Source organism: Bacillota bacterium (assembly GCA_040754315.1).
Lineage (GTDB): Bacteria > Bacillota > Sulfobacillia > DUSP01 > JBFMCS01 > JBFMCS01.
On sequence record JBFMCS010000028.1, the window covers coordinates 1 to 25,095 of the forward strand.

The window sequence follows — 25,095 nt, forward strand, 5'->3', positions numbered from 1 at the left end:
ACAGCTTCGACAAGACTACGGCCATGTGACTACGTTTTAATACCTCAGCAGTACCGCAAAATCTCCTGTAACCGCAACGGTTTCGGGAGATTTTGCCCCTTTTATCTGTTAAACTCGGGTTATAGCAGACGGCGTGGCGCTTGTGAACCTCCCGCAATCACTCACCTATAATGCTACCCACTCCCACCGGAGACCTTCACTCCCAATCTAAGCGTGCCGGGCGTACGCGAAGCCAGGGGGAGGGAGATAGATCTCCCTCCCCTTTCCCTGGCCTCGGTTCCTCCTGCCACTCTCCGCTGCCAGGACCTGCTTCCAGCCAAAGCTTCCAGCGTTTCACCGTGGGGAAACGGTTTCCCCTGAAGGTATAAGCTAGGCCATGTCGAAGATCTGACCGGGAAAAAGGCTAGGTAGGGGGGCAGGAACAGTGAGGGCCCTAGTGCTTGGAGCAGGCATGATGGGTTCTGCCATGGTGAAAGACCTGGTCTTTAGTGAGGGAGTGGACTTGGTCACACTGGCAGACTCGGACCCATCCCGGGTAAGGCAGGTGCTTGACCGGTGGGACCAGGGCAAGACCAAAGGCCTGGCTCTCGACTTCTGCGACAGATCCTCCCTGGTGAAAGCCATGAGAGAGGCCGATGTCACCCTGGGGGCCTACCCGGAGACGCTGATCACCGCCATGACAACAGCAGCCATTCAGGCCCGGTGCCACCTGGTGGACTTGACATCCCTAAGGAGCGAAAAGGATTATCTCAGGCTGGATCGCGAGGCCGCTGAAGCAGGGGTAACCATCATACCTGGCTGTGGTGTGGCACCCGGACTTGGAAACATCCTGGCGGGGCTCGCCGTGGATGCCTTGGACGAACCCGAGGAGGCATATATATGGGTGGGCGGGTTGCCCCAGAAACCGGTTCCTCCCTTCAACTACTCAATCGTGTTCTCCTTCGAAAGCGTCATTGAGGAATACAGCGCCCCGTGCCGCATCTTGAGGAATGGTGAACCAGTGGTGGTGAAGCCGCTCTCGGGGGTGGAGGAGATTGAGTTCCCTCCGCCAGTGGGCCGCTGCGAGGCCTTTTTCACTGATGGCCTCAACACGCTGCTGTTCACCCTGCCAAGAAGAGGTGTCAAGCAGGCTTTCGAGAAGACCGTGCGGTATCCTGGCCATGCCTCTCAGATGCAGGTGCTCCAGGATGCAGGGTTCTTCTCCGGCGAGCCCGTGAGGGTAGGAGAACAGGTGGTGATACCCAGCAAGGTTACCAGCGCCTTGCTTACGCCCCTCCTGGCGCTGGAAGACCCCAGGGACGTGACGGTAATGCGTGTTACGGCAAGGGGCAATCAAGGCAAGAGCCCGTCATCCGTAAGTTACACTCTCATAGACTTCTATGATAAGGTTACAGGGGTCACCTCAATGGCCCGCACAACCTCCTACACGTGCTCGATAGCAGCTCAGATGGTGGCAGCAGGGGCAATCAAAGCCAGGGGCGTAATACCCCCGGAGGAAGCCTTTCGAGGACATACCTGGCAGGAACTCTCCGGAGAGCTCAGGCGCAGGGGCATACTCATTGAGGGACCGTTGTAGGCTCTTGGAAGTTCCAGAGACACATGGCAGGAATTGGGCCTGCCTGGATAGAAACACTTTTGGGTTGACTTCCAGGGGATCCGGCTTTGAGGGGATGCGCAAAGAAGGAGGGCGGATATGACGGACCGGCTATCTGGCTTGAGGGAAAGCATAGTAACGGGGGATGAGGATGGCGCCCTTTCTCGGGTCCAGGAGGCGCTGGCAGAAGGGATTGAACCAACTGTCATCGTGTCCCAGGGGCTCGCCCAAGCCATGGAGCAGGTGGGGCTCCTCTGGAACAAGGAGGAGATCTTCCTTCCCGAGGTGGTCTACGCCGCCGACATATTCCAGGAGTGCATGCAGGTGTTGGAGCCAAGTCTCCTGGGGAAGCCAACTGACAGCAAGCTGGGGCACTTCATCATCGGGACCGTCAGCGGTGACCTGCATGACCTGGGAAAGAACATGGTCGCCATCATGCTGCGCACGGCAGGGTTCACCGTGCATGACGTGGGAAAGGATGTGTCCGTCGAGGCATTTGTGGAGAAGGTCAAGGAACTGGGCAAGTGCCTGCTGGGATTGAGCGCCCTGCTCACCACTACCATGATGGAGCAGAGGCTAGTCATCAATGCCCTGCAGGAGGCTGGGCTCCGAGAGCAGGTGAAGGTAATGGTGGGGGGCGCACCGGTTACACCGGGCTGGGCGCAGGAAATCGGGGCTGACGGCTATGCTGTCAACGCCCACAAAGCAGTGGAGCTGGCCCGCCGGTTGGTCACTCGTGAGGGAGGCGCACCCCGGTGAGAAAACCGCTAATCAGGCCTGCCTACCAGATGCTATCGGACTCAGATATCAACACCATACACGAGAAGGCCCTCGTAATCCTGGAGAAGGCCGGGGTTTACATCGACTCCCGGGAGGCCCTGGAACTCTTGGAGAAGGCCGGTTGCTCCGTGGACTTTCCCCGGAAGATGGCCAGGTTTCCCAGGGACCTGGTGGAGAGGTCGCTGGGAAAGGCCCCGGGCTCAATAATCATGTATGACCGCCAGGGATCTGAAGCGGCCCGCTTGGAGGGCAACAACGTACACTTTGACCCGGGGTCCTGCGGGGTCCGCTTCCAGGCCAGTGATGGGCAAACGGTAGACTCCTGCTCTCAGCACCTGGCTGCCGTTGCCAGGCTCACTGAGCACCTGGAAAACCTGGCGCTGCAGTCTACAGCCATCACGGCAGGGGATGTTCCTAAGGAGATCGCCGATACCTACCGCCTGTACATTGTCCTGAGGAACTGCCATAAGCCGGTGATCACAGGGGCCTTTAGCGTCCACGGCGTTACTGATATGAAGGATCTCCTGGCGGCAGTCAGGGGCGGCCAATCTAATCTGGAGGAACAACCGCTGGCAGTGTTCGACATCTGTCCCTCTCCGCCCCTCAAGTGGACGCACATCAGCGCGCAGAACATCATTGACTGCGCTCGCCTCGGGCTTCCCATGGAGTTCGTGTCCATGCCCATGCCTGGGGCGGCCTCCCCGGCCACACTGGCGGGCTCCATCCTGGTGCACACCGCTGAGACCCTGAGCGGCCTGACCCTGGCCCAAGTAGCTAGGCCCGGTGCCCCGGTGATATGGGGAGGCGCACCGGTGGTATTCGATATGAAGTCCGGCACAACCCCCATGAGTGCAGTGGAGGCTACGATGATAGGTGTGGGAAGCTGCCAGATGGGCAAGGCCTATGGGTTGCCGACCCATACCTATGCGTGCCTCAGCGATTCGAAGGTGGTGGACACCCAAGCCGGGCTGGAAACGGCCACCGGCGGCATGGCCGCGGCTCTGGCAGGGATCAACGTGATCTCCGGCCCTGGCATGCTGGACTTCGTGGGGACCTTCAGCCTTGAAAAGCTAGTCATTGACAACGAGATTTGCGGGATGGCGTTACGCCTTGCCTCGGGTGTCCAGTTGGATGAGGAGACTCTGGCCCAAGACCTCATCCAGTCACTAGGGCCTGGAGGCGACTACCTGAAGACAGCCCATACCCGCAAGTGGTTCAGGAGGGAGGTATACATGCCAGGCCCCACTGTGGACCGGCACGACCGGCGAACGTGGGAGGAGGCGGGCGCACTTACCTCCCTCGATACAGCCAAGGCTCAGGTAGAGAAGCTCCTGGAGAGGCCTACCCCTCGGATTGACGAGGAGACTTCGGGGTCCCTGGACGCCGCCATGGCCCGGGTTAAGTCCAGGTACAGCTTGGGCAGTCTGCCTCTAGGCCCTTCCTGAGCGCCTACAAGCTGAGTGAAAAAGGAGGTGTTAACTGGGCCGGCATCTAGCGACCTCCGTGCTCCAATACATCATACAGGAGGGAAACGGAAGTGGAGCATTACGGTTTCGTTTCGGTCTTGCCACCCTTAATAGCCATCATTCTTGCCATCGCTACCAAACAGGTCATCCTCTCGCTGTTCATCGGCATATCCGTTGGCGTGCTCATCTACTCCGGCTGGGCCATAGGAGCAGCCTTCAAAGAGGTATCTGAGGTTATCGTTGCTGTGATAGCGGATGACTGGAGAGCCCGGGTGCTTCTGTTCACCATGTTCCTGGGCGGGGTCGTGGGTCTCGTCCAGAAGTCCGGAGGCTTCCAAGCCTTTGCCGAGTGGGCCGGCGCCCGGGTCAAGAGCCGGAAGGGCGCGCAGATGCTGACCTGGCTGGGCGGTGTGATCATCTTTTTCGATGACTACTTCAATTGCCTGGCTGTGGGATCAGTCATGCGCCCGCTCACGGACAAGTTCCGCGTATCCAGGGAGAAACTCTCCTACATAGTGGACTCCACGGCTGCCCCGGTCTGTATCCTCATCCCCATTTCTACATGGGTGGCCTACGTGGTGTCCCTCATCGCCACGGAGTTCGAGAACGCCGGGATTGACCAGAGCCCCTTCGTGGCGTACCTGCAATCCATACCATTGAACCTGTACGCCCTGGCTGCCGTGGTGATGGTGGTAGTCATAGCCATCACCGACCTGGAGTTCGGGCCTATGAGGAAGGCTGAGGAGAGGGCAATCAAGACGGGTGAGGTCTCCCGGCCCGGGGTGACGGATATCCCTGGCAAGGACGTGGCCCTCTTGGAGCCGTCGACCAGGGGCGGCGTATCCGACATGTTCATACCCATCCTGACCCTGGTCATAGCGGCCATCGTAGGCATTCTCTACACGGGAGGATTCTTCGAGGGGGCAACATTCAGCGAGGCCATGGGTAACGCCGACTCCGCCACGGCCCTGGTGTGGGCAACGCTGCTAGCCAATATGGTAGCGGTCATCTGGTACGTGCCCAGGGGAGTCGTAGGGCTGCAGGATGCCATGGACGCCATCATCACTGGCATTAAGGCTATGATGCCTGGTGTGGTCATCCTAGTGATGGCATGGGCCATCGGGTCCGTCGCTGGAACCCTTGGTACAGGAGCCTACGTTACGGAGGCGGTGGGTGAAGCCCTGGCCCCGTGGATCATCCCCATTATCCTCTTCGTTGTCTCCTGCTTCATCTCCTTCGCCACGGGCACATCATGGGGAACCTTTGCCATCATGATTCCCATCGGCATTCCCCTGGCGCTGGGAACCGGTGCCAGCGTAGGAGCCTGCATCGGCGCCATGCTGGGAGGCGGCGTGTTCGGAGATCATTGCTCCCCGATTTCCGATACCACCGTTCTTTCCTCTACGGGTTCACAGTGTAACCACATCGACCATGTTACGACCCAGATACCGTATGCGGTGGTTGCCGCAGTCGCGGCTGGCGTGGGCTACATCATAGAGGGCTTCACCACCTTCTGGCTCATCCCGGCCATGGTAACCCTGGGCCTCCTGCTAGCCTTCCTGTTCTTCCTCCACGGGAAGGGCCATGTCGTGGTGGCTCCGGACAAGACGGCCGACTAGACCGTCGCCCTAAAGAAGGGGAGCCGTCGCTGGCTCCCCTTTCACTCTCTTCACAGCTCCTTTACCCCTTATCCCAGTGCGTCCCGGGAGCCATACATCCTTCTATCCGCGACCCTCAGGAGTACCTCCGCGGACGCCCCGTCACCAGGGTACACAGACATGCCCACAGACAGAGGCGGCATGGCCAGTACCATGCCAGCCACGCTCGCTGAGGCCTTACCCATTTCCTCCTTGATTCGCTGGGCGAAGACGTAGCCCTCCTCGATGCTGGCCTCCGGGAGAACAACGACGAATTCGTCGCCTCCAAAGCGTGCCACAATATCCGAATCCCTGGTATTCGAGCGCAACACAGACCCTACCGACTGGAGGAGCCGGTCGCCCACCAAGTGGCCATAGGTATCATTCACCATCTTCAGGCCGTTTACGTCCAAGAAGAGTACGCACATCTCGGTGCCCGAGCGCTCCGCCCTAGAGATTTCCTGTTCCAGACGGGAGAAGAGATGACGCCTATTGGCAAGGCCCGTGAGCTCATCCGTCATTGACGCATCCTTGAGGGCCTGGGTACGCTCCGCGAGGAAGGCGGCCATGGAGTTAAAGGAATCCAGCAGGCTTCCGACCTCGAAAGGCCCGTGAGGACTGAGTCTCTGCGGTTGTTCATCACGCTCAAGGTCCTTGAAGGCCTTCTCCAATTGCATGATGGGCCTGGAGATACTCCTGGCAAACCTTCTTCCCAGGACAATCGACAAGGCGATCCCCGCCAGGAGCACGGGGATGAATGGGCCCCAGACTCGGCGGCGCACCACCGGCACAACGGGCCTAGGCCTCTGTCCCACAAGGTGTCCAAGAGGGAGCCCGGAGGGGTCCTCCAGGGCTAGGGAGTAACTCAGGAGTCCGTTGTGCCAGACCGGGGCATCCAGTACAGCCGGAACGGCATGAGGAACAAAGCCCGGCGAGAACACCCCCTGGGAATTCTCTCGAAACATCCCCACTTCTATCCCGGCCACGGATGACACCCTGGAGAGCAGCCCGGCGTCCACTGCCCGGCCGAACACCAAGGTTCCCGCGGCTGGCCCCTTGCCTCCCGATCTGGTTACCGGGGACAAGCCCACCAGGAAGACTGTCTCTCCCAGGGGCACCAGCCCTGACCTGAGCCCCGTCCCGAAGTGGGGCGAAAGTGCTTCACCAGGTCTAACCTGGGGAGGAAACTGGAAACGCAGGTTTCCTGAGTGGTCATAGACGAGGACCAAATCGATGCCGGAGTTCTTGGACACCCACGTGCCGGCTTGCTCGTGGAACCATTCACTGCTCCCCTCCAGGAGCCGGTGGTAGGTGTCATCCCGCATCCCGTAGTCTTGGGCGGTACTGCCCAGTTCTTCACCAATGTGGAAGAGGAACTGCCGCGCACCCGAGGTGTGCTCCCTGATGTCCGTTTCCTCGATCCTCGCTACGGTCTTGTCCACCAGGAGGAGTAGTGACACCACATACAGCAGGACAGGTACGAGACTGACCAGCGCTAGGCCGAGTACCATCTGGGAACTGAGTTTCCGGGGGTGCCTCCAGAAACCCACGGCCATCCCTCCACCAGGCCCATAGAATGAATGTCGCCGCAAGTCCACTGGCCCGTGCGCCTCACACCACGTGTGTGTTCCGCAGCGGGGGATCGGCCTAGAGGTCTTGCCTCCTGTCTCCCAGGGCCTGGAGTTCCTTGAGTATGACACTGAGGAATTCCTTGTTTGACCGGGTCTTCTTCAGCCTCTCAATGAGAAGCTCGGCAAGCTCAGCGGTGCCCATGTTGTTGGTGACCTTACGGAAGGCCCACAGGCTGTCGAGTTCACCGGGGGTAAGCAGGAGTTCTTCCTTCCTCGTGCCTGATCGCTTCACATCGATGGAGGGGAAGATGCGGCGTTCCGACAGCTTGCGGTCAAGATGCAGTTCCATGTTCCCTGTCCCCTTGAACTCCTCGTAGATCACATCGTCCATCCGGCTTCCCGTGTCAATGAGGGCGGTGGCCAGGATTGTCAGGCTCCCTCCCTCTTCCAGATTCCTGGCAGCCCCGAAGAAACGCTTCGGCTTGTGAAGGGCGGTGGGGTCTATCCCTCCTGAGAGCGTCCTCCCGCTTGGGGGGACAACAAGATTGTAGGCCCTGCCCAGCCGGGTTATGCTGTCTAGAAGGATGATGACATCCCGCTTGTGCTCGACCAGGCGTTTTGCCCTCTCCATGACCATCTCTGCAACCTTGATGTGGTTCTCGGGGACCTCATCGAAGGTGGAGGCCACGACTTCTCCCCTGACTGACCGTTGCATATCGGTGACCTCTTCAGGCCGCTCATCAATGAGGAGAACCATTATGTACATGTCTGGGTAGTTTACCGTAATTGAGTTGGCGATCTTCTTGAGGAGGACTGTCTTGCCAGCCTTGGGGGGCGCCACTATGAGGCCTCTCTGCCCGCACCCTATTGGCGCCACCAGGTCAATCAAGCGGGTGGATACCTCCTCCCGGGCTGTCTCGAGCTTCAGGCGCCGGTCGGGAAAGATGGGGGTCAGGCCATCGAAGTGAATGCGCTCGCGGGCCACATCGGGGTTATCTCCATTCACCGCCTCCACCCTGAGGAGCGCGAAGTATCGCTCGCCGTCCTTTGGCCTCCTCACCTGGCCCGAAATATGATCGCCAGTGCGCAGGTCAAACCTCCTGATCTGGCTTGGGGATACGTAGATGTCCTCCCTGCTGGGGACGTAGTGAATGGGCCTCAGGAAACCATAGCCCTCCTGCATGATATCAAGGAGCCCTTGTGCGAATAGCAGGCCATCCTTCTCGGTCCTGGCCTTGAGGATCTCAAAGATGAGCTCCTTCTTCCGCATGGTGCTGTAGCCGGAGATCTCCAGCTCCCTGGCGTGCTTGTAGAGCTCCGCCAGGGTCAACTGTTCCAGCTCGCCAATGCTCAAACCTCTCACCTCGTTAATAGTCTGTTTCCCTGCTGATCACGCATGTATCCGGTCACGCGGACAAGTGAGGCATCACAAAGACATTGGACAAGGTCCCACAGGGGCATTGAGAAGGGTCAACCATTTATGCCTTCCTCTTGAGAGTCTTCCAGTCTGCCAGGAACTTCTCGATACCTGCCTCTGTCAATGGGTGATGTATCATTTGCCTGAGAACCTTGAAAGGGACCGTGGCAATGTGGGCGCCCGCCCGGGCGGCTTCAAGAACATGCATGGGATGGCGAATGCTCGCAGCGATTATCTGGGTGGCCAGGTTATGCGACGCGAAGATTAGCGCCGTGTCCCTGACTACATCCATCCCGTCATGCCCTATATCATCCAGTCTACCCACGAACGGGCTAACATATGCTGCCCCTACCTGCGCTGCCAGGAGGGCCTGGTTGGGGGAGAATACCAGGGTAATGTTGATGGGTATGGCTTCCGATGCCAGTGCTGAGGCTGCCTTGAGTCCTTCTTCACACATTGGCACCTTGATCACAACATTCGGAGCGATCCTGGCGAGGTCTCTGGCCTCGCTGATCATGGCCTTGGCCTCCAGGGAAGTAACCTCTGCGCTGAGGGGGCCTGGCACAACGGCGGCAATCTCCTTCAGTACCTGGTCAAGGTCTCGCCCCTCCCGGGAGATGAGGCTGGGATTGGTGGTCACTCCGGACACCACACCCCATGACGCGGCCTCCCTTATTTCCTCTACGTTAGCGGTGTCAACAAAAAGCCTCAACCTGTTCCTCCCTCCTAGCTGTCGGGGAAGAGCCTCCTCCCCCGCTCCTTGACCTCCAGCGGCTCCATACTGCGAAGGGCTTCCACGTCTCGCCAGGAGGTAGCCGCAAGGGTGCTGTAACGGCCACAGGACTGGCACTCGAGTTCCAGCCGGTCCCGGTGAATGTTCACCTCTATCCGGTTATTCCCGCAGGGACAGGAAAGTGAGCCTCCCCGAACCCAGCCGCGCAGGTAGTGCAGAACCTGGTACATCACCTCGGGCTGTTCGAAGAAGTCACACAGCCCAGCCTCGGCCATGGCCGCGTCAACACGCTCCTGGTGTTGCTGAACCACGGCGCGGACCTTCTGGCAACTCCCGATGAAACCCACCTCCACCTCAGTATCGGTGCAGAACAGGGAGCGGGGGTCCGGCAACCAGAAGTCTACCGGAGAGAAGGAGAGCAGGTGGGTCTCCTCACACAGGGCACAGGCCATTTCCATCCAGATCCGGCCCTTCTTGCGGCTGAGTGTCATCTTCCTGCGGCCGCAAGCACAGTCAAAGGCAACGACACGGTTTCGGCTGAAGGCAAATAGGTCAACTTCGTGATAGTCTAACGTGCCACAGCCAGGACACCTCAGCGCCACCGTGACAGTGGGCCTTACAAGCAACTCCTACCCCTCCTTAAGCACACAACAACACATAGAGTTTTCGTCCAGCGTTTAAATACTCCTCTTACCTCTTAGCCTGCACCCAGTACATCAGTGGCCCATCTGGTGCAACACCTTGCTATGGAAGGGCTCGCCGGGGGACTCGATGGGGGGCGCTGACCTATCTCCCACCCCTAGCCTGAAGGTTACGGGTACCTCGGCCCAGTCCGGATCGCACACCTTCACTGTCAGCTCAACCTCCTCCTTCTCTGGCGTGATCTCCAGAACCACGCTGCCTGAGGAGAGATGGTACAGCTTGCCGTTGACATCAACGGCCCTGCCTGCCGGCTCACCATTGCTCGGGTCCGTTACCTTGATTGTCACCTGGTTAGGCACATCCCGCCTAAGGAGGAGGGGTGTAACGGAGATCCTGGCCTCGGGCTTTCCGACGTGGATGACCAGGGGCAACCGGCCCCGGTACCCCTGCCCCGACGTGAATAGGAGGTTGCCGTAGTAGGTTCCGCTTGACGAAGGAACCTGTACCCTTACCCCCACGGTCCACCTCTGGTTGGGAGCCCTCTGGGTGGTCTCGTCCGCCACCGATATGGTGCCGTCATTCCTTAATACAGCATATCCGTATTCGAAGGAAGTGGAACCGCTTCCTAGGTTGTAGGCTTCAACATAGGCAACGTACTGGCCGGGCTCCGGGTTAGAGATGTTAACGAATTCCTCGGAGGAGCCCTTTACCGCCGAGGAGGCTGCCTCCACCCACTGTCTCTTCACTGTATCATATCGATAAACGTACAGATCCAAATCAGCTGATACCGCCGGGTTTCTCGCCCAGACGCTTAGGAGGGCAATCCCCGCAATCACCTCGGGGAGCTGTCTCATGACCGCCTCGCGCCCGGTCACGGTCAAGGTCTCGGACCTGCGGAAGGGGTCGGACCTGGCAAGCCCCATGCCTACCACCTTGCCTGTCACGGGGGCGCCGGTGGCGTTGAGGACGTCAACGTTGATATCCAGGTAGGTCCCGGCCCTGTCCGCCGGCACCCACCGGGTAATGGGCGTGCTGTCAAAGAGCACACCCGAGGCCTTCGCCCTGATCTGGTAGTACGTGTCGCCCCTGCCATACTGGGAGAGAGCGGGGTCACTCTCGACCACCACCTCCCATATACCGGCCTCGGGCTTCAGCACGGTGCGGGCAACGCTCTCACCAGGTGTATCATCCCCCATACCCACGTAGCCAGAGGCTGCCACCTCCCGGCCGTTTGGCTGGTAGACATAGAACTTCGCCCGTCCAAGAGCCTGTGCCCTTAACCCCTTGATTACCCTGAGGCTGAAAGTAATCTCATCCGCGCCAAGGGGTACTTCAAAGTAGTGCCTGTGATACTGGGCAGCCGGGAGCACGTCTGAAAGGGCAACCCCCCACTGGTTTTGGGGTTCAAGCCGGTACGGGACTATAACGGTGTTGAGCACCGCCATGTCAATGCCCTGCGTACGGGGGTCATTGCCCGTGATCAGGCCACTATAGAGGCCTGGGAGATCCGGGATGCTGTAGTTCACCCCCAGCAGCCTTTCCTGGACCGGTGGCAGGGTCACCCTGTCCCTGTCTACGCTGAGCCACGGCACGGTGGACTTCAGGTCTAGCCTGACAAGCCATGGTGTGAAGCTCCCAACGTAGAGGTTTGCACGGCTTGGAGCTGGCGCAGTGTACGACAGCCCTCCCTCCCGGAAATCGGAACCATGCAGGATGAGCGGCCTTATCACCGGGATGGAGCCAAGGTTCCGGAATCCGTTCCAGGCACTGATTGCATCCAAAACCCCAAATCCCTGCTCCACTACGGGTACTCCAGGTATCTGCCGGGCGCCCATGGAAATGGCTTTCTTGTACGCTCTGCTGTCAGGGGTCCTCTGCAATGCCTCTCTCATGAGGGCCAGCGATCCGGCAACATAGGGCACGCCCATGCTGGTCCCTGCCATTATGGCGTAGCCGGAAGGGCTATAGAACGTGGGGACGCTGGATATCGCGCTGCCTGGGGCCACTACGTCCGGCGCCAGGCTGCCGTCGGGCCGGGGGCCCGGGGAGCTGAACAGCCATACACCTTCGCTGGGCACCGAATGCCCGTAGATGCTCTTCCACATGGAAGGGGACAGGTACGCACCCACAGTGATAGCGTAGTAGGGGTGGCCAGGGGTGCTGGACGTCCCTAGGCCCGGCCCATCATTGCCTGAGGCGATCACGAATACCACGCCGTAGCGCCTGCCGAGTTCAGCCATGAGTAGTGATTCAGGGGAGTCCAGTGAGGCGTTGGAGAGCACCCCTCCCGCAGATATACTGATTATGTGGGCGCCGTTCTGGGCCGCGTAGGTCATGGCCCTCGCGATGTCTTCCCACGAGCCATCTCCCGAAGAGGTCAGTGCCTTCAGTACCATGAGCCTGGCGCCCGGAGCCGCCCCCGTCATCCTGTAGCCGCCAGACGCAATCAAGCCGGAGACGTGGGTTCCATGCCCGTTACCGTCAAACCCCAGGGACACGAAGCTGCCTGACGGGTCCATGTCGGCCACAACGTAGCAGAGGTACTGTGGCTTTGCCCCGGACTGGAAGTAGTTGTGCTGTCCTGACTTGGAGTACACCCTGAGACCTACTTCATCTTTGAGATCCAGGTTGCCGTTGGTGTCCACGTAGACGTAGTCGTAGACCCCGGCTGTGGCCGAGTCCACCGCCACTACGATGAACTGCTCCCTGGTGGAGCCGTTACCGTTGATATCCCCCCCGATGGTACCATGGGGATCCAGATGTTCCTCGCGGAATACCCCGTAGCGGTAACGGCCGCTCTTGGAGGTAACCGGGCCAAGCCTCACCTGCCCGTAGGCGGTACTGATGAAACCATCCTTGCTCATTGACACTCTTCTGGTATCAACGTAGCCCTCACCCGAAAAGTCCTTCCAGTCAACGACCTTCCTGAGACCTAGGGGTGTGAGTCTCAGATCGGGGTGGCTAGAGTCAATTCCCGTGTCTATGACTGCTATTGTGACACCCCGGCCTGTGGCACCAGTGGCGGCGCGCAGGTCAGGGATCCTCACAGTGTTGAGGTTGTTTTGTTGAATCAAGTGATCATAACGGTCTACTATCCGGCCTGTCAAGTATGAACTCCCGCCAGTGGGCTGTCCCTCATGGGAGGATGCCAGCACACCATCAATCTGGCTGATCTGGGCGGCGATGGCGCGGGTAACCTCGACAGCTAGGTAATGAACATCCGGGAGGTGCACGCGGACGGTGCCTCCCAGATCCAGAACCCTGTCCAGTATGGGGCCGGTCTCCCCCGGCTCTGTGAACAACCTGAGAGTGACAGTGGATTCCCTGGCCAGAAGGGGGACCGCCTCAGCGGGAACAACTCTTAGGAGCAGCACTCCGCACAGCAGGATCAGGGACAGCCTCTTCACGGAGACACCTCCCGTACTATCTCCGCGTAGTCGATCTTCCCCGCTTCCCCCAGGTGAGCCTCCAGGAAATCCCCGATGGCAACCTCCTCAGGGATGACTGCCACTCCATTCAGGAAGACCATGGCTGAGGGGGCCCAGCCCAGGTTCTTTTCATCCCCGTTGCCCAGTGACAGCGTAAGGGAATCCGCCGTGACCGCGGTGACGATCCCGGACACATCGAATGACACCGCGTCCACCAGGCGAACCAGGCCTGTGAGGGCAGAATGCACAACGTAGAGCCTGTCCCCAGATTCCAGGTTGCCCAGGGTGGATACCCTGCCGTGCCTGAACACCCTGGCACCCTCCTCCAGCCGCAGCGTGCGGGTTACACCCGTGGCTATGCGCAGCCCAAAGGTACCCGCCTGCGCGTTAATGGACCTGGCTTCGCCAAGCTCGTCCACGTACCGTGCTTCCACGAAGACCAGGGCGTCGGGTTTCCCCACCATGAAGAGCTCGTCAAACGGGCTGAGGTCCTTGGGCTCTACCCTCTGGCCGTTCCTGAATACGCTCGCGGGCCAACCCAGGATGAAGGAGCGCCGCCCTGTGTCAGTATCCGCAAGGAGCCTGCTTTCAAAGACCGTTGCCAGCACCCCATAGTGCTGGTAGTGAAGTCCCCTGCCTTCAAGGAACCGCGACACAATGGTGGATGCCTCGGCCCGGCTGGTTGGCGCCGAGGGCCTGAAGGTGCCATCATCGTAGCCGGTGATAACGCCCTGTGAGGACGCCACCACCACATATCCCCTGGCCCACACAGGTATTTCCACCGCGTCAGCGAAGGTTAAGGAGGCCGTGCGCAGGGACTCTGCCCTAGACTTGAGGCCCAGGGCCCGCACCATGATGGCGGTAATCTCCGCGCGGGTTATGGGGCTGTCTCCCTGAAACGTGCCGTCTCCATACCCTTTGACAAAGCCAAGGTCTGAAGCAACCTGGACGAAGCCACTAGCCCAGTGTCCCGCCGGCACATCCCGGTATACTGTCGGGTACCTCATGGCTTCACCGGCCTCTTCCGAGTATCCCAAGGCGGCCACCAGAACCTTGGCGAACTGGTTACGGGTGACGGTCTCATCTGGCCTGAAGGTCCCATCCTCGAAACCTGCCAGGATCTTCATGGCCTCAAGGTGATATATGCTTCTCTCGGCCCAGTGCCCGTCCACATCGCTCAGGGCGTTAGCCTCCGCTGGGACAGCCACAGCCAAGACCAGCACGAGAAACCAACCTAGTTTCCAGTACCTCATGAAACATCACCCTCTATACCAGTGGGATTGCCCGAGCTGAGCACAGAGCCTGTTGCCAGGATGGAAGTGGCTCCAAGTCCGAGGCGATTCAGACGGGCACTCTCGGAGGAGACAAGCATGCCACTCAATGGCGGAACCGTTGGTGTCTTCGACGATACCCTAGGCATATCCTTCCCCAAATACCATATTCAGACAGATCCGTAACTATTCTGGGAAACCTCCACTGAGCGGGGCCCTCCCCTAAGGTGGGCGATTCCTGCAGTGCGAGTCCGCCTGTTCTCAGTGTAGCCCTAACAATCCAGGATAATAGCTGTTCTTTCCGGTTAACCCTCCGCCTGGGAGAAGCCTGGGGAGCCCGGCTCCCAGTGCAGGGCTTCCATGCCTCTCTTGCCAGGATATTGATACCTTCGCTAGATCCGACCAGAATCCTTCAGGTAGCAGCGCTGGGATAAGATGGTACCGCAAGCGTTTGGGTTCCTCGTCAAGTCCAGGAAGAGGCCAGAGCACCGGCCTCTTCCTGAACGGTTCCGAGGACCTCTAACCATCAGTTGTCTTCGTCTTCCTCATCCGTGGGCAACACGAAGATGCGGACCACCGTGCCGTCCCTCACCTCAAGGTGGACGGGGTCCCCAACAGCCAGGAAGGCCAGGCCAGTCTCGGTTCCCACAGCAAAGAGCCTCACGTCCTCATCCAGGGGATAGGACTTCTCCGTGCCGTCCTCGAGCTTCACTGTGATTGTGCGGTTCATCTCATCCCACTCAACAAATGCCCCGCGGACCACGGATTTCTTCCCAAGGACCAGGTCTGTCCCATCCAGGATCTTAGCCATTTCCGCACGGGTCAACGGCTTGTCTGGCAGGAACATCCCGTTAGGATAGCCTTGTACTATCCCACTTTTCCATGCCCAGTAGACGCCCCAGACATGCTCACCGGGAATGGAACCCTTGTCCTTGAATGGGAGCTCCTCAAGGATGTCTTCCAGTGTCTCACCCTCAGGCTCATCTCCGGCGGCCAGGGCCACCAGGGAACACACCCATGAACGGCTCGCAGCCTTGTTAACCTGGAAACTCTCCAGGTCGATCCAGCCCTTCCCATGGGCAGTATAGAGATAGTCCATGGCCCATGCCTGCGTGTGAATGGCTGGTGGCCATCCATCGAAGCCCTCCGGCGCCTTCTCCAACGCTACCTCGGCGTACCTTAGAGCGGTGACCACAGCCTGGGTGTAGTTGATGCTGGCATTGGGTTTGAACTTCTCGTCAGGGAACCCAATCATCAGGCCCTTGGCCATCACCTTCGCCATGACAGTAACTGCCCAGGGAGCCTCGTCCTCATCTTGGAAGAGTTTCTCCTTGAGCCTTTGTCTTATCCGCTCGTGAACCTCCTTGGGCACTTGCTTTCCCGGTGCCCAAGGAGGAGACGCCAGTGCCGGCCCGATAACCGTTACCAGCATGGCCACGGTTATCACTACAGCCATCCACCTCTTGCTCCTTGGCAACGCTGCCCACCTCCTGTTCGGGATGCCGCTGTCATAGGTATTCGTACCGGCAGGGTGTCTCCCGGTGGTCAATTAAGGAAATGCCTGAGGATTTCAAGAGCCTTATCCAACTGGGGATCATGTGAAGCCTGCCCCTCAAGGGTCTTCAGTAGGGCCTCCCTGGTGGCTTCGTCCAGGATCCCCGTTCCCTGGACCCCCATTGTTCCCTGCAGGCCAAGGACAGCCTGTCTAGTCCTGGGTCCGAACACACCATCCGCAGGCCCCGGGTCATGGCCCATCTGGGCCAAGATCTCCTGGAGGACCCTGACTTCATCTCCCTTGGCCCCCACGCCCAGGTCCGGCCCTCTCAGCACTTCGAGCCTGGCGCGAGGAACTGTTCCTATTCCCCTTTCCACCACATAATTCGGCTCAAGTCCCTTTCCCTCTATTGATCTCCCTGAGGGAAGGAAGTACTCCGCGGTAGTCAGGCGTAGCCCTCCGCCCGTCTCAAGGGTCATTAGGGTCTGGATCATCCCTTTCCCGTAGGTCCGGGTTCCTACCAGGTAGCCGGTACCCCTGTCCTGTATGGCGCCGGCCACGATCTCAGCCCCGCTTGCAGTGCCACCATTCACCAGCACCGCCGTGGGCATCGGGGGCCGTGTGCCTCGGGATGAAAGGCTACGAGACTGCCCGTCACGCCTCACCAGCCGGAACAGGGGACCCTTGGAAAGGAAGGCCTCTGCCACCTCGGCGCTCTCGGATAAAAGCCCGCCGGGGTTGTTGCGGAGGTCGAGGACTACCGCCCTCATACCCTGTTTGTCCAGGGCATCAAGGGCCTTGTACACATCAGACGGCGTACTCTCCTTGAAGGATCTCACCTTCACGTACCCGGCGCCCTCCTCCAGCATGCGCCACTCCACGGTGGGTAAGGCTATGAGCTCCCGCACTATCTCCACCACAATGGCCTCCTGCTGGCCCTCCGGGAGGATCTTCAAGGATACGGTACTCCCCGCGTCTCCCCGGATCAGCCGTGCTGCCTCGTTCAGTGACATGCCGGTGAGGGGCTGGCCGTCTACCTCCAGTATGAGGGATCCCGGTTCAATCCCTGCTCTGGAAGCCGGGCCGCCGTCAAATACGGACATGACGCGGACCTGGGCGTCTCTTAGTTCTATGGTGACGCCTATCCCCACAAATGAGCCCTCAAGGTCCTCCAACAGGTCCTCAAAGACCTCGGGGGGCAGGTAGTCGGCATACTTGTCATCAATGGCATCCAGCATACCCTGGATGGCCTCCTCGATGAGGACGCTCCGGTCAACGCTCTTCAGGTAGTGCTGCTCTATCATATCGAGAACCTCGGAAAGAGCTCCAGCGCCGGGACTACCCTGTGCCGAAGCTGGACTCCACGTGCCGAATGCCACAAGAAGTGCCAGTAACACGCTAAACAAGAAGTGCTTTTTGAGCCTCACCCGGATCACCATCCCCTTCGGGCGAATCCTTTCGCCCTATGGCCCATGAAATACGCCAGGCGGAACTAATTCCCTGCTTTTCCTCGTTACGGGTAACCGTCCGCGGCAGGGGACGCGGGAGGCCGCCAACCCGGGAACACCAGCGGCGGCACCATTATCCTTAAGAGAGGCCGAGGTCCGTGGGGGACCGGCATGACGTCTAACAGGAGCCATTGACGTGTGAACAACCTGTTTCCCTGCCGGCAACTCAGCCAGCGCGCCTACCACAAGGGCTATGGTGGTGTTCCACCAGCACCCTCATGTGCCTGAGGCCTTGTCCTGTTACCCCGCCTGGCCAGGGGGAACTGTCTTGTGACGGCGTCAAAACTCGCCCGGCATCCTGAGGCGTAGGGAGAGGGATACGGTGTCCTTCCCGCAGCGGTGGACACCATATTGCCCTGCGCCCAGGACGGGCCATTCCCATGCGTGAAGGACAATCTCATTGACGTGGGGTGTTCCGTCTTGGCGGGCCAGTGAGGCCTGGTCCCTGCACCTCTTGCCGTCAACCCGCTGTATTAACCCTTTGGGCCCGCGCGGGAAGTCATGGGAACAACGGGAAAAAGGCTGGCCCTGGATGTGTGGTTTGCCCGGAGGTCTTCGATATCCCGGCAAAGGGGGATGCCACTATTCACACGATCTCACCCAGGCAAAAGGATTTCCTGTATAATACGGAAAGGGATAGATCTCGCCAGGCGCAGTGCACCTTATCTCACCTGGAGGGATCTGGCCCGAGAAGCCCCGTGCATAGGAAGGTGCGGCCAGGTTCCTGGTGAAGGGGCGCGCATATCCATGGAGGTCCAGGATGATAACGCTGCATGCCCTGTGGATCCATGAGAACACGCTGTTCTTCTGGGGGGAGGAGCCCGGCAAGTACAAGGAGGGGCCCTCGGGCAAGGGCAGGCCACCGGTGAAGCCAAGACCACATCCCTTTTGCTGCGAGGCGCCTCAAGTGGCCGAGTCCCTGCAAGTCCTGGGGCTTAGGGTGCCCCCCACACCGGGGGAGGTAAGGCTCAGGTTACCCTCCCTGGGCAACTCTCCTTTACCTTCCCCTTCACTGCCTGTTGCCACACCCAGCAAAGAGGCCAGGTTGCGTCCATGGGTGGTGCCAGGGGCGGGGCTCGAAGCCCGGGACGCCGTGATCTTCCTCACAGGCCTTCCCCGGTCTTCCAGGGTGGTCGTCCTGGGGGATTCCGTGACCTTCTGGTCCGAGGCAGCCAAGCTTGCGCTGGAGCTCACACTCCGGTGTCGTTTCCTGCCCTCACTTGAACGGGAAGACGGGGAATACAAGGCCTCGTGGAAATACCTGCCAGATTCTGAGAACGACCTTTGCCGCTTCAGGCTGCTAGTGGAGGCCATGCCACCCCTTTGCCGTTCGGAGGTGCTGGAGCCAGGCACCGGTACACCTCCCATGGCCCTCCTACATGCCTTCTTGAGCTGTTCCGTGGACAGCCTGGTGCGCCTGTGCCTGGAGGGTGCCCCGGGGATCCGGGTCCCCAGGGGAGGAGGGGCTCGGGCCCCGGGGATGTGGATCAGGGCACTCCTGGACTCAAACCCTGTGATCAAGGCTCCCCAAGAGGATCTGGCCCGGCTGGCGACTCAACTGGCGCCCTGGCTTAGAGCACTGGAAGGCCCGGCGGATCCCTTGAGGCTGTGCCTGAGGCTCAGCGCCCCTGGGGATCCAGAAAGTTCAGGCTGGCACCTGGAATTCCTGCTTCAAGCCAGGGACGACCCCAGCCTCCTCATCCCGGCCCAGGCGGTGTGGGCAACTCGGGATGTCTTGAAGTGCCTGGGCCGGAGTTTTGAAAACCCCCAGGAGAGACTCCTGGAGGCCCTAGGCAGGGCCGCCCGCCTCTACCCTCAAGTGGCGGCGACCCTGGAGACGCCCAGGCCTGCTGGGATTGACCTGGACGTGCCCGGGGCCTACGTGTTCCTCAGGGATTATGCACCCCTGCTCGAACAGGCGGGGTACTCCGTCCTCCTCCCCCAGTGGTGGAGGAGCCCCTCCTCAGTGCCTGCCCTGCGGCTGAAGGTGACGAGCCCGGGGGCAGGTAGCCAGGGTTCTTTTGGCCTCGACAGTCTCGTGGATTTCTCCTGGGAGATAGCCGTGGGGGATGACACCGTCCCCCACGAGGAGTTCCTGCAGATGGTGGAATTGAAAACCCCCCTGGTCCACCTCCGTGGGCGGTGGGTGGAGCTGAACCCGGCAGATCTCGAGAATATCCTCCAGTTCCTTGGTACCTCCGGCTGGGACGGGAGGATGACCGCCAGGGAGGTGCTCCGCCTCAAGGCGGGCACCAGTCAAGGGCTTCCGGTACCCCTCGGGGAGGTTAGGGCCGAGGGCTGGCTCAAGGAAGCCCTGGGCGATGGTAGTGAGCGGTTTCAATGCCTCCAGGAGCCCCCGGGGTTTCACGGAACGCTTCGGCCCTACCAAGCCAAAGGGGTTTCGTGGCTGGCCTTTCTATCCCGCTACGGCCTGGGGGCCTGCCTCGCGGACGACATGGGCCTGGGGAAGACCATTCAGACCCTGGCACTGCTCCTTCACGAAAAGGCCCAGAGCCAGGACCCCCTGCGGGTGCTTCTCGTGTGCCCCGTATCCGTCATGGAGAACTGGCGGCAGGAGGCAGAGCGCTTTGCCCCTTCCCTGCAGGTTCACCTGCACCACGGGCCCCATCGCCTCAAGGACGAGGATTTCCTGGAGGCTGCCGTGGAAAAAGACCTGGTCATCACCACCTATTCCCTGGTCCTGAGGGATGTGGAGTTCCTCTCCAGGATACACTGGGGCAGGGTGGTCCTGGACGAGGCCCAGAACACAAAGAACTCCGGGGCCGGGCAGACACAGGCGGTGCGCTCCCTCAAGGCCGGCCACCGCATGGCCCTGACCGGTACTCCAGTGGAGAACCGGCTCTCGGAGGTCTGGTCCATAATGGAGTTCCTAAACCCCGGGATCCTGGGAACGGAAAGCCGTTTTCAAAGACAATTCGCTATTCCCATCGAACGCTACAGGAACGACGAAAAGCAAACGCTTCTTAAGGAGATCATCGGACCCTTCATGCTTCGCAGGCTCAAGACTGACAGGAACATCATCCAGGACCTTCCCGAGAAGATCGAGACAAAGGTGTTCTGTCACCTCACCCGGGAACAAGCCTCCCTCTACGAGGCGGTTGTCCAGGATGCCATGGAAGGCATCGCGTCCCTGGACGGGATCCAGCGGAAAGGTCTTGTACTGGCGACTGTCATGAGGCTCAAGCAGGTCTGCAACCATCCTGCCCAGTTAATCCAGGATGGCAGCGCCCTGGGGGGGCGTTCAGGGAAGCTGGGAAGGCTCGAGGAGATGCTGGAAGAGGTGATCGAGACAGGGGACAGGGCCTTGATATTCACCCAGTTCGCCCAGATGGGAACCATGCTCAAGGCCTACCTGGAGGGCAGGTTCTCCCGGGAGGTGCTGTACCTGCACGGTCAGACCTCCAAGAAGGAAAGGGATGATCTGGTCAGCCGCTTCCAGGGGGACAATGGGCCCTCCCTCTTCGTGCTCTCCCTCAAGGCCGGTGGGACCGGGCTCAACCTCACCCGGGCCTGTCAGGTGTTCCATTTCGACCGGTGGTGGAACCCAGCCGTTGAGGATCAGGCCACGGACAGGGCCTTCCGCATAGGCCAGAAGAGGAATGTCCTGGTACACAAGTACGTTTGCAGGGGTACCCTGGAGGAGAGAATCGACCAGATGCTCGAGACCAAGAGAGACCTTGCCAGTGGGATCCTGGGTTCAGGTGAGGCCTGGCTTACCGAGCTTGACACGGAGGAGCTTAGGAGGATCATGTTCCTGGGCGAGGAGGCCGTGGAGGAGGACTAGGGGGTGAGGGCATGCCCTACCGGGATTGGGAGTACTACACACCTGCCAAGCCCAGGAAGGCCAAGGACGGCATCAAGGCCAAGAGCCGCCGGGGCAAGATAGGGGAATCCTGGTGGTCAGGGCGGTTCTTGTCTGTCCTTGAGAGACTGGGGATGGCTGCCAGGATGGCCCGGGGGCGGTCCTATGCCCGCAGCGGGCAGGTGATGGACCTGGAGGTAAAGCCCGGGCTCATCACCGCCACGGTGCAGGGGACCAGGGCACACCCTTACTCAGTCAAGGTCCGCGTGGCCCCTCTGCCCGCCCCTGGCTGGGCCGAAGTCTTCAAGGCCATGTCCGAAAAGGCGCTCTTCATGGCAAATCTGCTGGCAGGGGAGGTGCCCCAGGAGATTGAGGAGGTCTTTTTCAAGGTGGGGAAACCCCTCTTTCCCACTTCCAGCCGGGAACTGGATATGGAGTGCTCCTGTCCTGACTGGGCCAGCCCCTGTAAACACATAGCGGCGGTCTTCTACATACTGGCGGAGTCCTTCGATCAGGAACCCTTCCTCCTCTTTGCCCTCCGGGGGAAGACCAAGGATGAGGTCATAGAGGAGCTGAGGAGCATCCGAGGGGGCGGCGGGATTGAGGGAGAGAGCATACCGGATGCCCTGTCCCAGGGTCTTTCCCCTCTGGAGGAATGCCTAGGGGCATTCTGGAACACCGGACCCCAGGTGGCCGGGTTCAAACTGGGAATGGTGCCACCGGCGGTGCCGGAAGCCTTGCTCAAAGGGCTCAGCCCCTGTCCAGTCTCCCTTGGTAAGGAGGAACTCACGGATGTCCTGGCCCCCCTTTACAGGATTGTGGCCAAGGAGGCGTCCCGTCTCGCTTTGGGGCAGGAGATCCAGGGAGAGGAGGACCTGTAGGCCCACCTCGCTCTCCTATGTCATTGCAGGAAGGGATCCGACGTATCTGGGAGCCCGGGCACGCTGCCTTGAAACCCCCTCCACGGCCAGGATGTAGGGAGTCATCAGGCAAAAGTGGTGGGGGATGGTGTATCCTAGTGCCTGGAACCGGAGTTGGAAGGCGTTGGCGCCGGGCCGTTACCCGGTGAAGTAGCATGAGATCGGGTAGGAGGGGGCGGCTAGCCCCCGTCCCCCCACACCACCCGGCATGCGGGTCCGCACCGGGCGGTTCGGCAAGGTTGACGAAGTTGCGGGTATGTGGAGAGTAGGCTGATAAGGAAGCCTTCCTCCACATGCTGCCTTGCCTTCTTTACCGCGTCGTGGGCCTTTTGCCCGGGCCTTAACCCGTAGCTCGACCGAAAACGTGGGGTCGAAGATAGGCGTCAGCACCTGGAGCATGCCTGGGGCCCCTCCTGGGGCCCCAGTGCCTTCCATGGGCTAGACCCTTTCAACCTTCATGACAGTGCCAAACTGGTCTACCTGGTACTTCAGCCGTCTCCCGAAGTCGCCCAGGGATGTCACCTTGTCAACGCTGCTTAGGTTAATGAACTCCTTTACAAGATAGTCCAAGGTCTCATACTGCTCCCTCATCCGGGCCATTTGTTCCTCGTAGAGCCCTACCTTAGCCTCCAGATTGGCCTTTTCCTCTCTCAGCGCTTCCAGCTCCCTGGTGATGCCAGGCGCGGCACTTGCCTTGGCGGCCAGCGAGGCAATCGTGTGAAGTCCTTTGACAAAGCCCTCCAGATCAAGTTCCTCGACCTTTCTGGCCTTTCCCAGGAAGCCCGACAGGTTCTCCAGGAAAGGTTCCCGCTGGTTTCCAGGGTCCTGGCGCCTGCGCCTGACTCGTGGGCTGGGTTCTCCATTGTCTCCAGCCAACCGGTAGTAACGGGCCCTTACCGCCACCGGCGTCCTTCCTAGGGCGCCAGCAGCTTCCTGGAGGGCAGCGGTAACATTGACTGGTTCGGGTGATTCCCGCACTTGATCAACCAGCCAGAGAAGGGTCCTATCCTCCTCGGGCGTCCAGTTTCTCCCCCTGCCCCTACGCATCCCAGGCACGGGGACCTCACCTGACAACGCACTAACCGTTGCCCGGCTCTCCATTCCCAACCCCCCCAAATCCTAGATTCCTCTTATTATGTGGTGATAGCCACGGCTCCATGCAGGGGGACCCTTCCCCCAAGGGAACGGGGATGCCCTCGGGAGGGCTACAGGCCGGCCGTTCCCCGAAGGCATCCGGGGACCCTTTTACCTGGGTTCCCACTACCGAACAGGGCATCTACCCCGCGGGCATCCCCGTAAACCTTGAAATGTTTATTGAGAACAGCCCCCACGAAGGGGTCCCCCCTTCGCAGGCGGTCCTGGATTTCTCCGCTCGTGGAGGCCACGCAGTTGACCTGCCGGCCCGTGACTTTCTCCAGGTCCGCCGCGGCGTGGGCTGCAGTTCCAGGGGGAAAATCCCCGACTAGAAGGAGGTTTACGGCCGGCCCAGACCCAAAGACGAAGGCATGCTCTAATCCGGGGATTTTCCGCAGCCTGGCCCTCATGATCCTCCGGAAGTCGGACCTTTCCTTCTTCACCGCCCGCACCTCCCCGGCTCGTCGTTCTGTATCCACTATACCATTTTTTACCAGATAGGATCAACCCTTCTCCCTTATTAGGTTAACCCGTCGTCATAAGATGCGTGTTTGAAAAAGCACGGGGCCGCGCCAAGAGTATCGCCCGGCCCTGTGTCAACGGGTTTTTCTGTATTCTTCTCGACTGAACCTACCTCTAGTCTCCCCCGCCTCCCCCGTTCTGTGGCGCCCTTCGACTCCCAGAAGGCATCCTGCGCGCACATGGAGCGTGGGGCACAGCTTCCGGTCCTCGTGACTCGCCCCGCCTGCGGGCCTTGGGGTGCGCCTTCGATGGCAGCAAACACGTTGCGACGGTCAGGCCGCTCCCTGGAACCTGGAGCTTCCGCGGAAAGGTCCAACCTGAGGTCTTTATAGGGGGCAAGCGGCCAAAGAGCAATGCGAAGGAAATTTATGGTTGGAGAAGGTTGTGTTGGTTCAGCCTTATAGGGGAATATGGGCAGAATGAGGCCATAGGAACTTCTTGAAGCGGTTGTATCCAGGAGGCAAGGGTGCATATTCCGGTCTAGATCGACCACCCATTCCGTTTTCGACCGACCATTCATTCCGCTAGAGAGCGACCACCTATTCCGGATCAGTCGACCACCTGTTTAGCTCCCAGAAAAGGAACAATCTGCTAAGCAATTGGGGAACTCCTCGAAGGTTTTGAAAGCCGATGGCGAAAACCGCTCTTATCGGCTGAAAGGTCGAAAAAACTTTCGAGGAGGCTGTTTATGCGCAAAACAAGAGAGATTCTACGTCTCAGGTGGGAGAAGGGTCTGGCCATGCGGAAGATCGCCAGAAGCCTTCACATCTCCCACAGTACGGTCAAGGACCACTTGACTAGAGCAGGACTGGCCGGACTTTCCTGGCCGTTACCCGAGGACATGAGTGACGATGACCTCGAGGAACTGCTCTTCCCCAGCAGGCAGAAGCGCCCTATGGGGAACCAGCCGGATTTCGCCTACATCCATAAGGAGCTTCGGAAAAAGGGAGTAACGTTGGAGCTTCTATGGGCGGAGTACAAACGGGAATGCCCTGACGGTTACCAGTACAGTTGGTTGTGCGATCTTTATCACAAGTGGCGCGTCCAGATCGATGTTTCCATGCGCCAGGTACACAAGGCCGGTGAAAAGCTGTTTGTAGATTGGGCGGGCCAAACCGTGCCCATAGTTGACAAAGATACCGGGGAAACCCGCC

At 59.9% G+C, this 25,095-nt stretch carries 17 protein-coding genes; 7 read left to right on the top strand and 10 right to left on the bottom strand.

The annotated features are described in order from the left end of the window. Window positions 1-424: 424 nt before the first annotated feature. The 4 genes from AB1576_05660 (at window position 425) to AB1576_05675 (ending at window position 5,459) form a co-directional block, all read left to right on the top strand. Window positions 425-1,576, top strand: a complete 1,152-nt coding sequence (locus tag AB1576_05660; protein ID MEW6081253.1) for a saccharopine dehydrogenase C-terminal domain-containing protein — start codon at window positions 425-427, stop codon at window positions 1,574-1,576. 117 nt (window positions 1,577-1,693) lie between these two features. Next, a complete protein-coding gene (locus AB1576_05665) occupies window positions 1,694-2,353 on the top strand; it encodes a corrinoid protein (protein ID MEW6081254.1) in 660 nt (219 codons plus the stop codon). Beyond that, window positions 2,350-3,819, top strand: a complete 1,470-nt coding sequence (locus tag AB1576_05670) for a trimethylamine methyltransferase family protein (GenBank protein ID MEW6081255.1) — start codon at window positions 2,350-2,352, stop codon at window positions 3,817-3,819. The genes AB1576_05665 and AB1576_05670 overlap by 4 nt, the downstream gene beginning before the upstream one ends. 92 nt (window positions 3,820-3,911) lie before the next feature. Beyond that, window positions 3,912-5,459 (top strand): Na+/H+ antiporter NhaC family protein, encoded by a 1,548-nt coding sequence (locus tag AB1576_05675; protein MEW6081256.1) that lies wholly within the window; start codon window positions 3,912-3,914, stop codon window positions 5,457-5,459. 68 nt (window positions 5,460-5,527) lie between these two features. On the opposite strand, the gene AB1576_05680 is transcribed toward AB1576_05675, so the two are convergent. The 8 genes from AB1576_05680 to AB1576_05715 form a co-directional block, all read right to left on the bottom strand. Then, the gene (locus tag AB1576_05680; GenBank protein MEW6081257.1) at window positions 5,528-7,027 is read right to left on the bottom strand and encodes a diguanylate cyclase; all 1,500 of its coding nucleotides are present in this window, start codon (window positions 7,025-7,027) and stop codon (window positions 5,528-5,530) included. 97 nt (window positions 7,028-7,124) lie between these two features. Further along, window positions 7,125-8,402: a transcription termination factor Rho gene (gene rho / locus AB1576_05685; GenBank protein MEW6081258.1), complete on the bottom strand. Its 1,278-nt coding sequence runs from the start codon at window positions 8,400-8,402 to the stop codon at window positions 7,125-7,127. Window positions 8,403-8,526: 124 nt separating this feature from the next. Beyond that, window positions 8,527-9,177 carry a fructose-6-phosphate aldolase gene (gene fsa / locus AB1576_05690; GenBank protein ID MEW6081259.1) on the bottom strand — a complete coding sequence of 217 codons (651 nt, stop codon included), beginning with the start codon at window positions 9,175-9,177 and terminating at the stop codon, window positions 8,527-8,529. Between the two features lie 14 nt (window positions 9,178-9,191). After that, window positions 9,192-9,824: a hypothetical protein gene (locus AB1576_05695; protein ID MEW6081260.1), complete on the bottom strand. Its 633-nt coding sequence runs from the start codon at window positions 9,822-9,824 to the stop codon at window positions 9,192-9,194. Between the two features lie 90 nt (window positions 9,825-9,914). Then, entirely contained in the window at window positions 9,915-13,247 is a 3,333-nt protein-coding gene (locus AB1576_05700) for a S8 family serine peptidase (protein ID MEW6081261.1), read from the bottom strand. Beyond that, entirely contained in the window at window positions 13,244-14,521 is a 1,278-nt protein-coding gene (locus tag AB1576_05705; GenBank protein ID MEW6081262.1) for an S-layer homology domain-containing protein, read from the bottom strand. Before AB1576_05705 ends, AB1576_05700 begins: the two co-directional genes overlap by 4 nt. A gap of 544 nt (window positions 14,522-15,065) precedes the next feature. Further along, window positions 15,066-16,016, bottom strand: coding sequence for an S-layer homology domain-containing protein (locus AB1576_05710; protein ID MEW6081263.1), 951 nt, complete (start codon window positions 16,014-16,016; stop codon window positions 15,066-15,068). A 68-nt stretch (window positions 16,017-16,084) separates the two neighbouring features. Next, a complete protein-coding gene (locus AB1576_05715; GenBank protein MEW6081264.1) occupies window positions 16,085-17,461 on the bottom strand; it encodes a S41 family peptidase in 1,377 nt (458 codons plus the stop codon). 841 nt (window positions 17,462-18,302) lie between these two features. Here AB1576_05715 and AB1576_05720 point away from each other — a divergent pair. Together AB1576_05720 and AB1576_05725 are read left to right on the top strand one after the other, a co-directional pair. After that, window positions 18,303-21,347: a DEAD/DEAH box helicase gene (locus tag AB1576_05720; protein ID MEW6081265.1), complete on the top strand. Its 3,045-nt coding sequence runs from the start codon at window positions 18,303-18,305 to the stop codon at window positions 21,345-21,347. A gap of 11 nt (window positions 21,348-21,358) precedes the next feature. Beyond that, a complete protein-coding gene (locus tag AB1576_05725) occupies window positions 21,359-22,246 on the top strand; it encodes an SWIM zinc finger family protein (protein ID MEW6081266.1) in 888 nt (295 codons plus the stop codon). A gap of 477 nt (window positions 22,247-22,723) precedes the next feature. Here the strand turns inward: AB1576_05725 and AB1576_05730 are convergent, their stop codons facing one another. Then, the gene (locus AB1576_05730) at window positions 22,724-23,386 is read right to left on the bottom strand and encodes a hypothetical protein (protein MEW6081267.1); all 663 of its coding nucleotides are present in this window, start codon (window positions 23,384-23,386) and stop codon (window positions 22,724-22,726) included. Between the two features lie 104 nt (window positions 23,387-23,490). Continuing rightward, the gene (locus AB1576_05735; protein ID MEW6081268.1) at window positions 23,491-23,862 is read right to left on the bottom strand and encodes a hypothetical protein; all 372 of its coding nucleotides are present in this window, start codon (window positions 23,860-23,862) and stop codon (window positions 23,491-23,493) included. A gap of 818 nt (window positions 23,863-24,680) precedes the next feature. Between AB1576_05735 and AB1576_05740 the strand changes: the two genes are divergently transcribed. Beyond that, window positions 24,681-25,095: IS21 family transposase (locus tag AB1576_05740; GenBank protein MEW6081269.1), on the top strand; the 415-nt coding region annotated here is incomplete at its 3' end.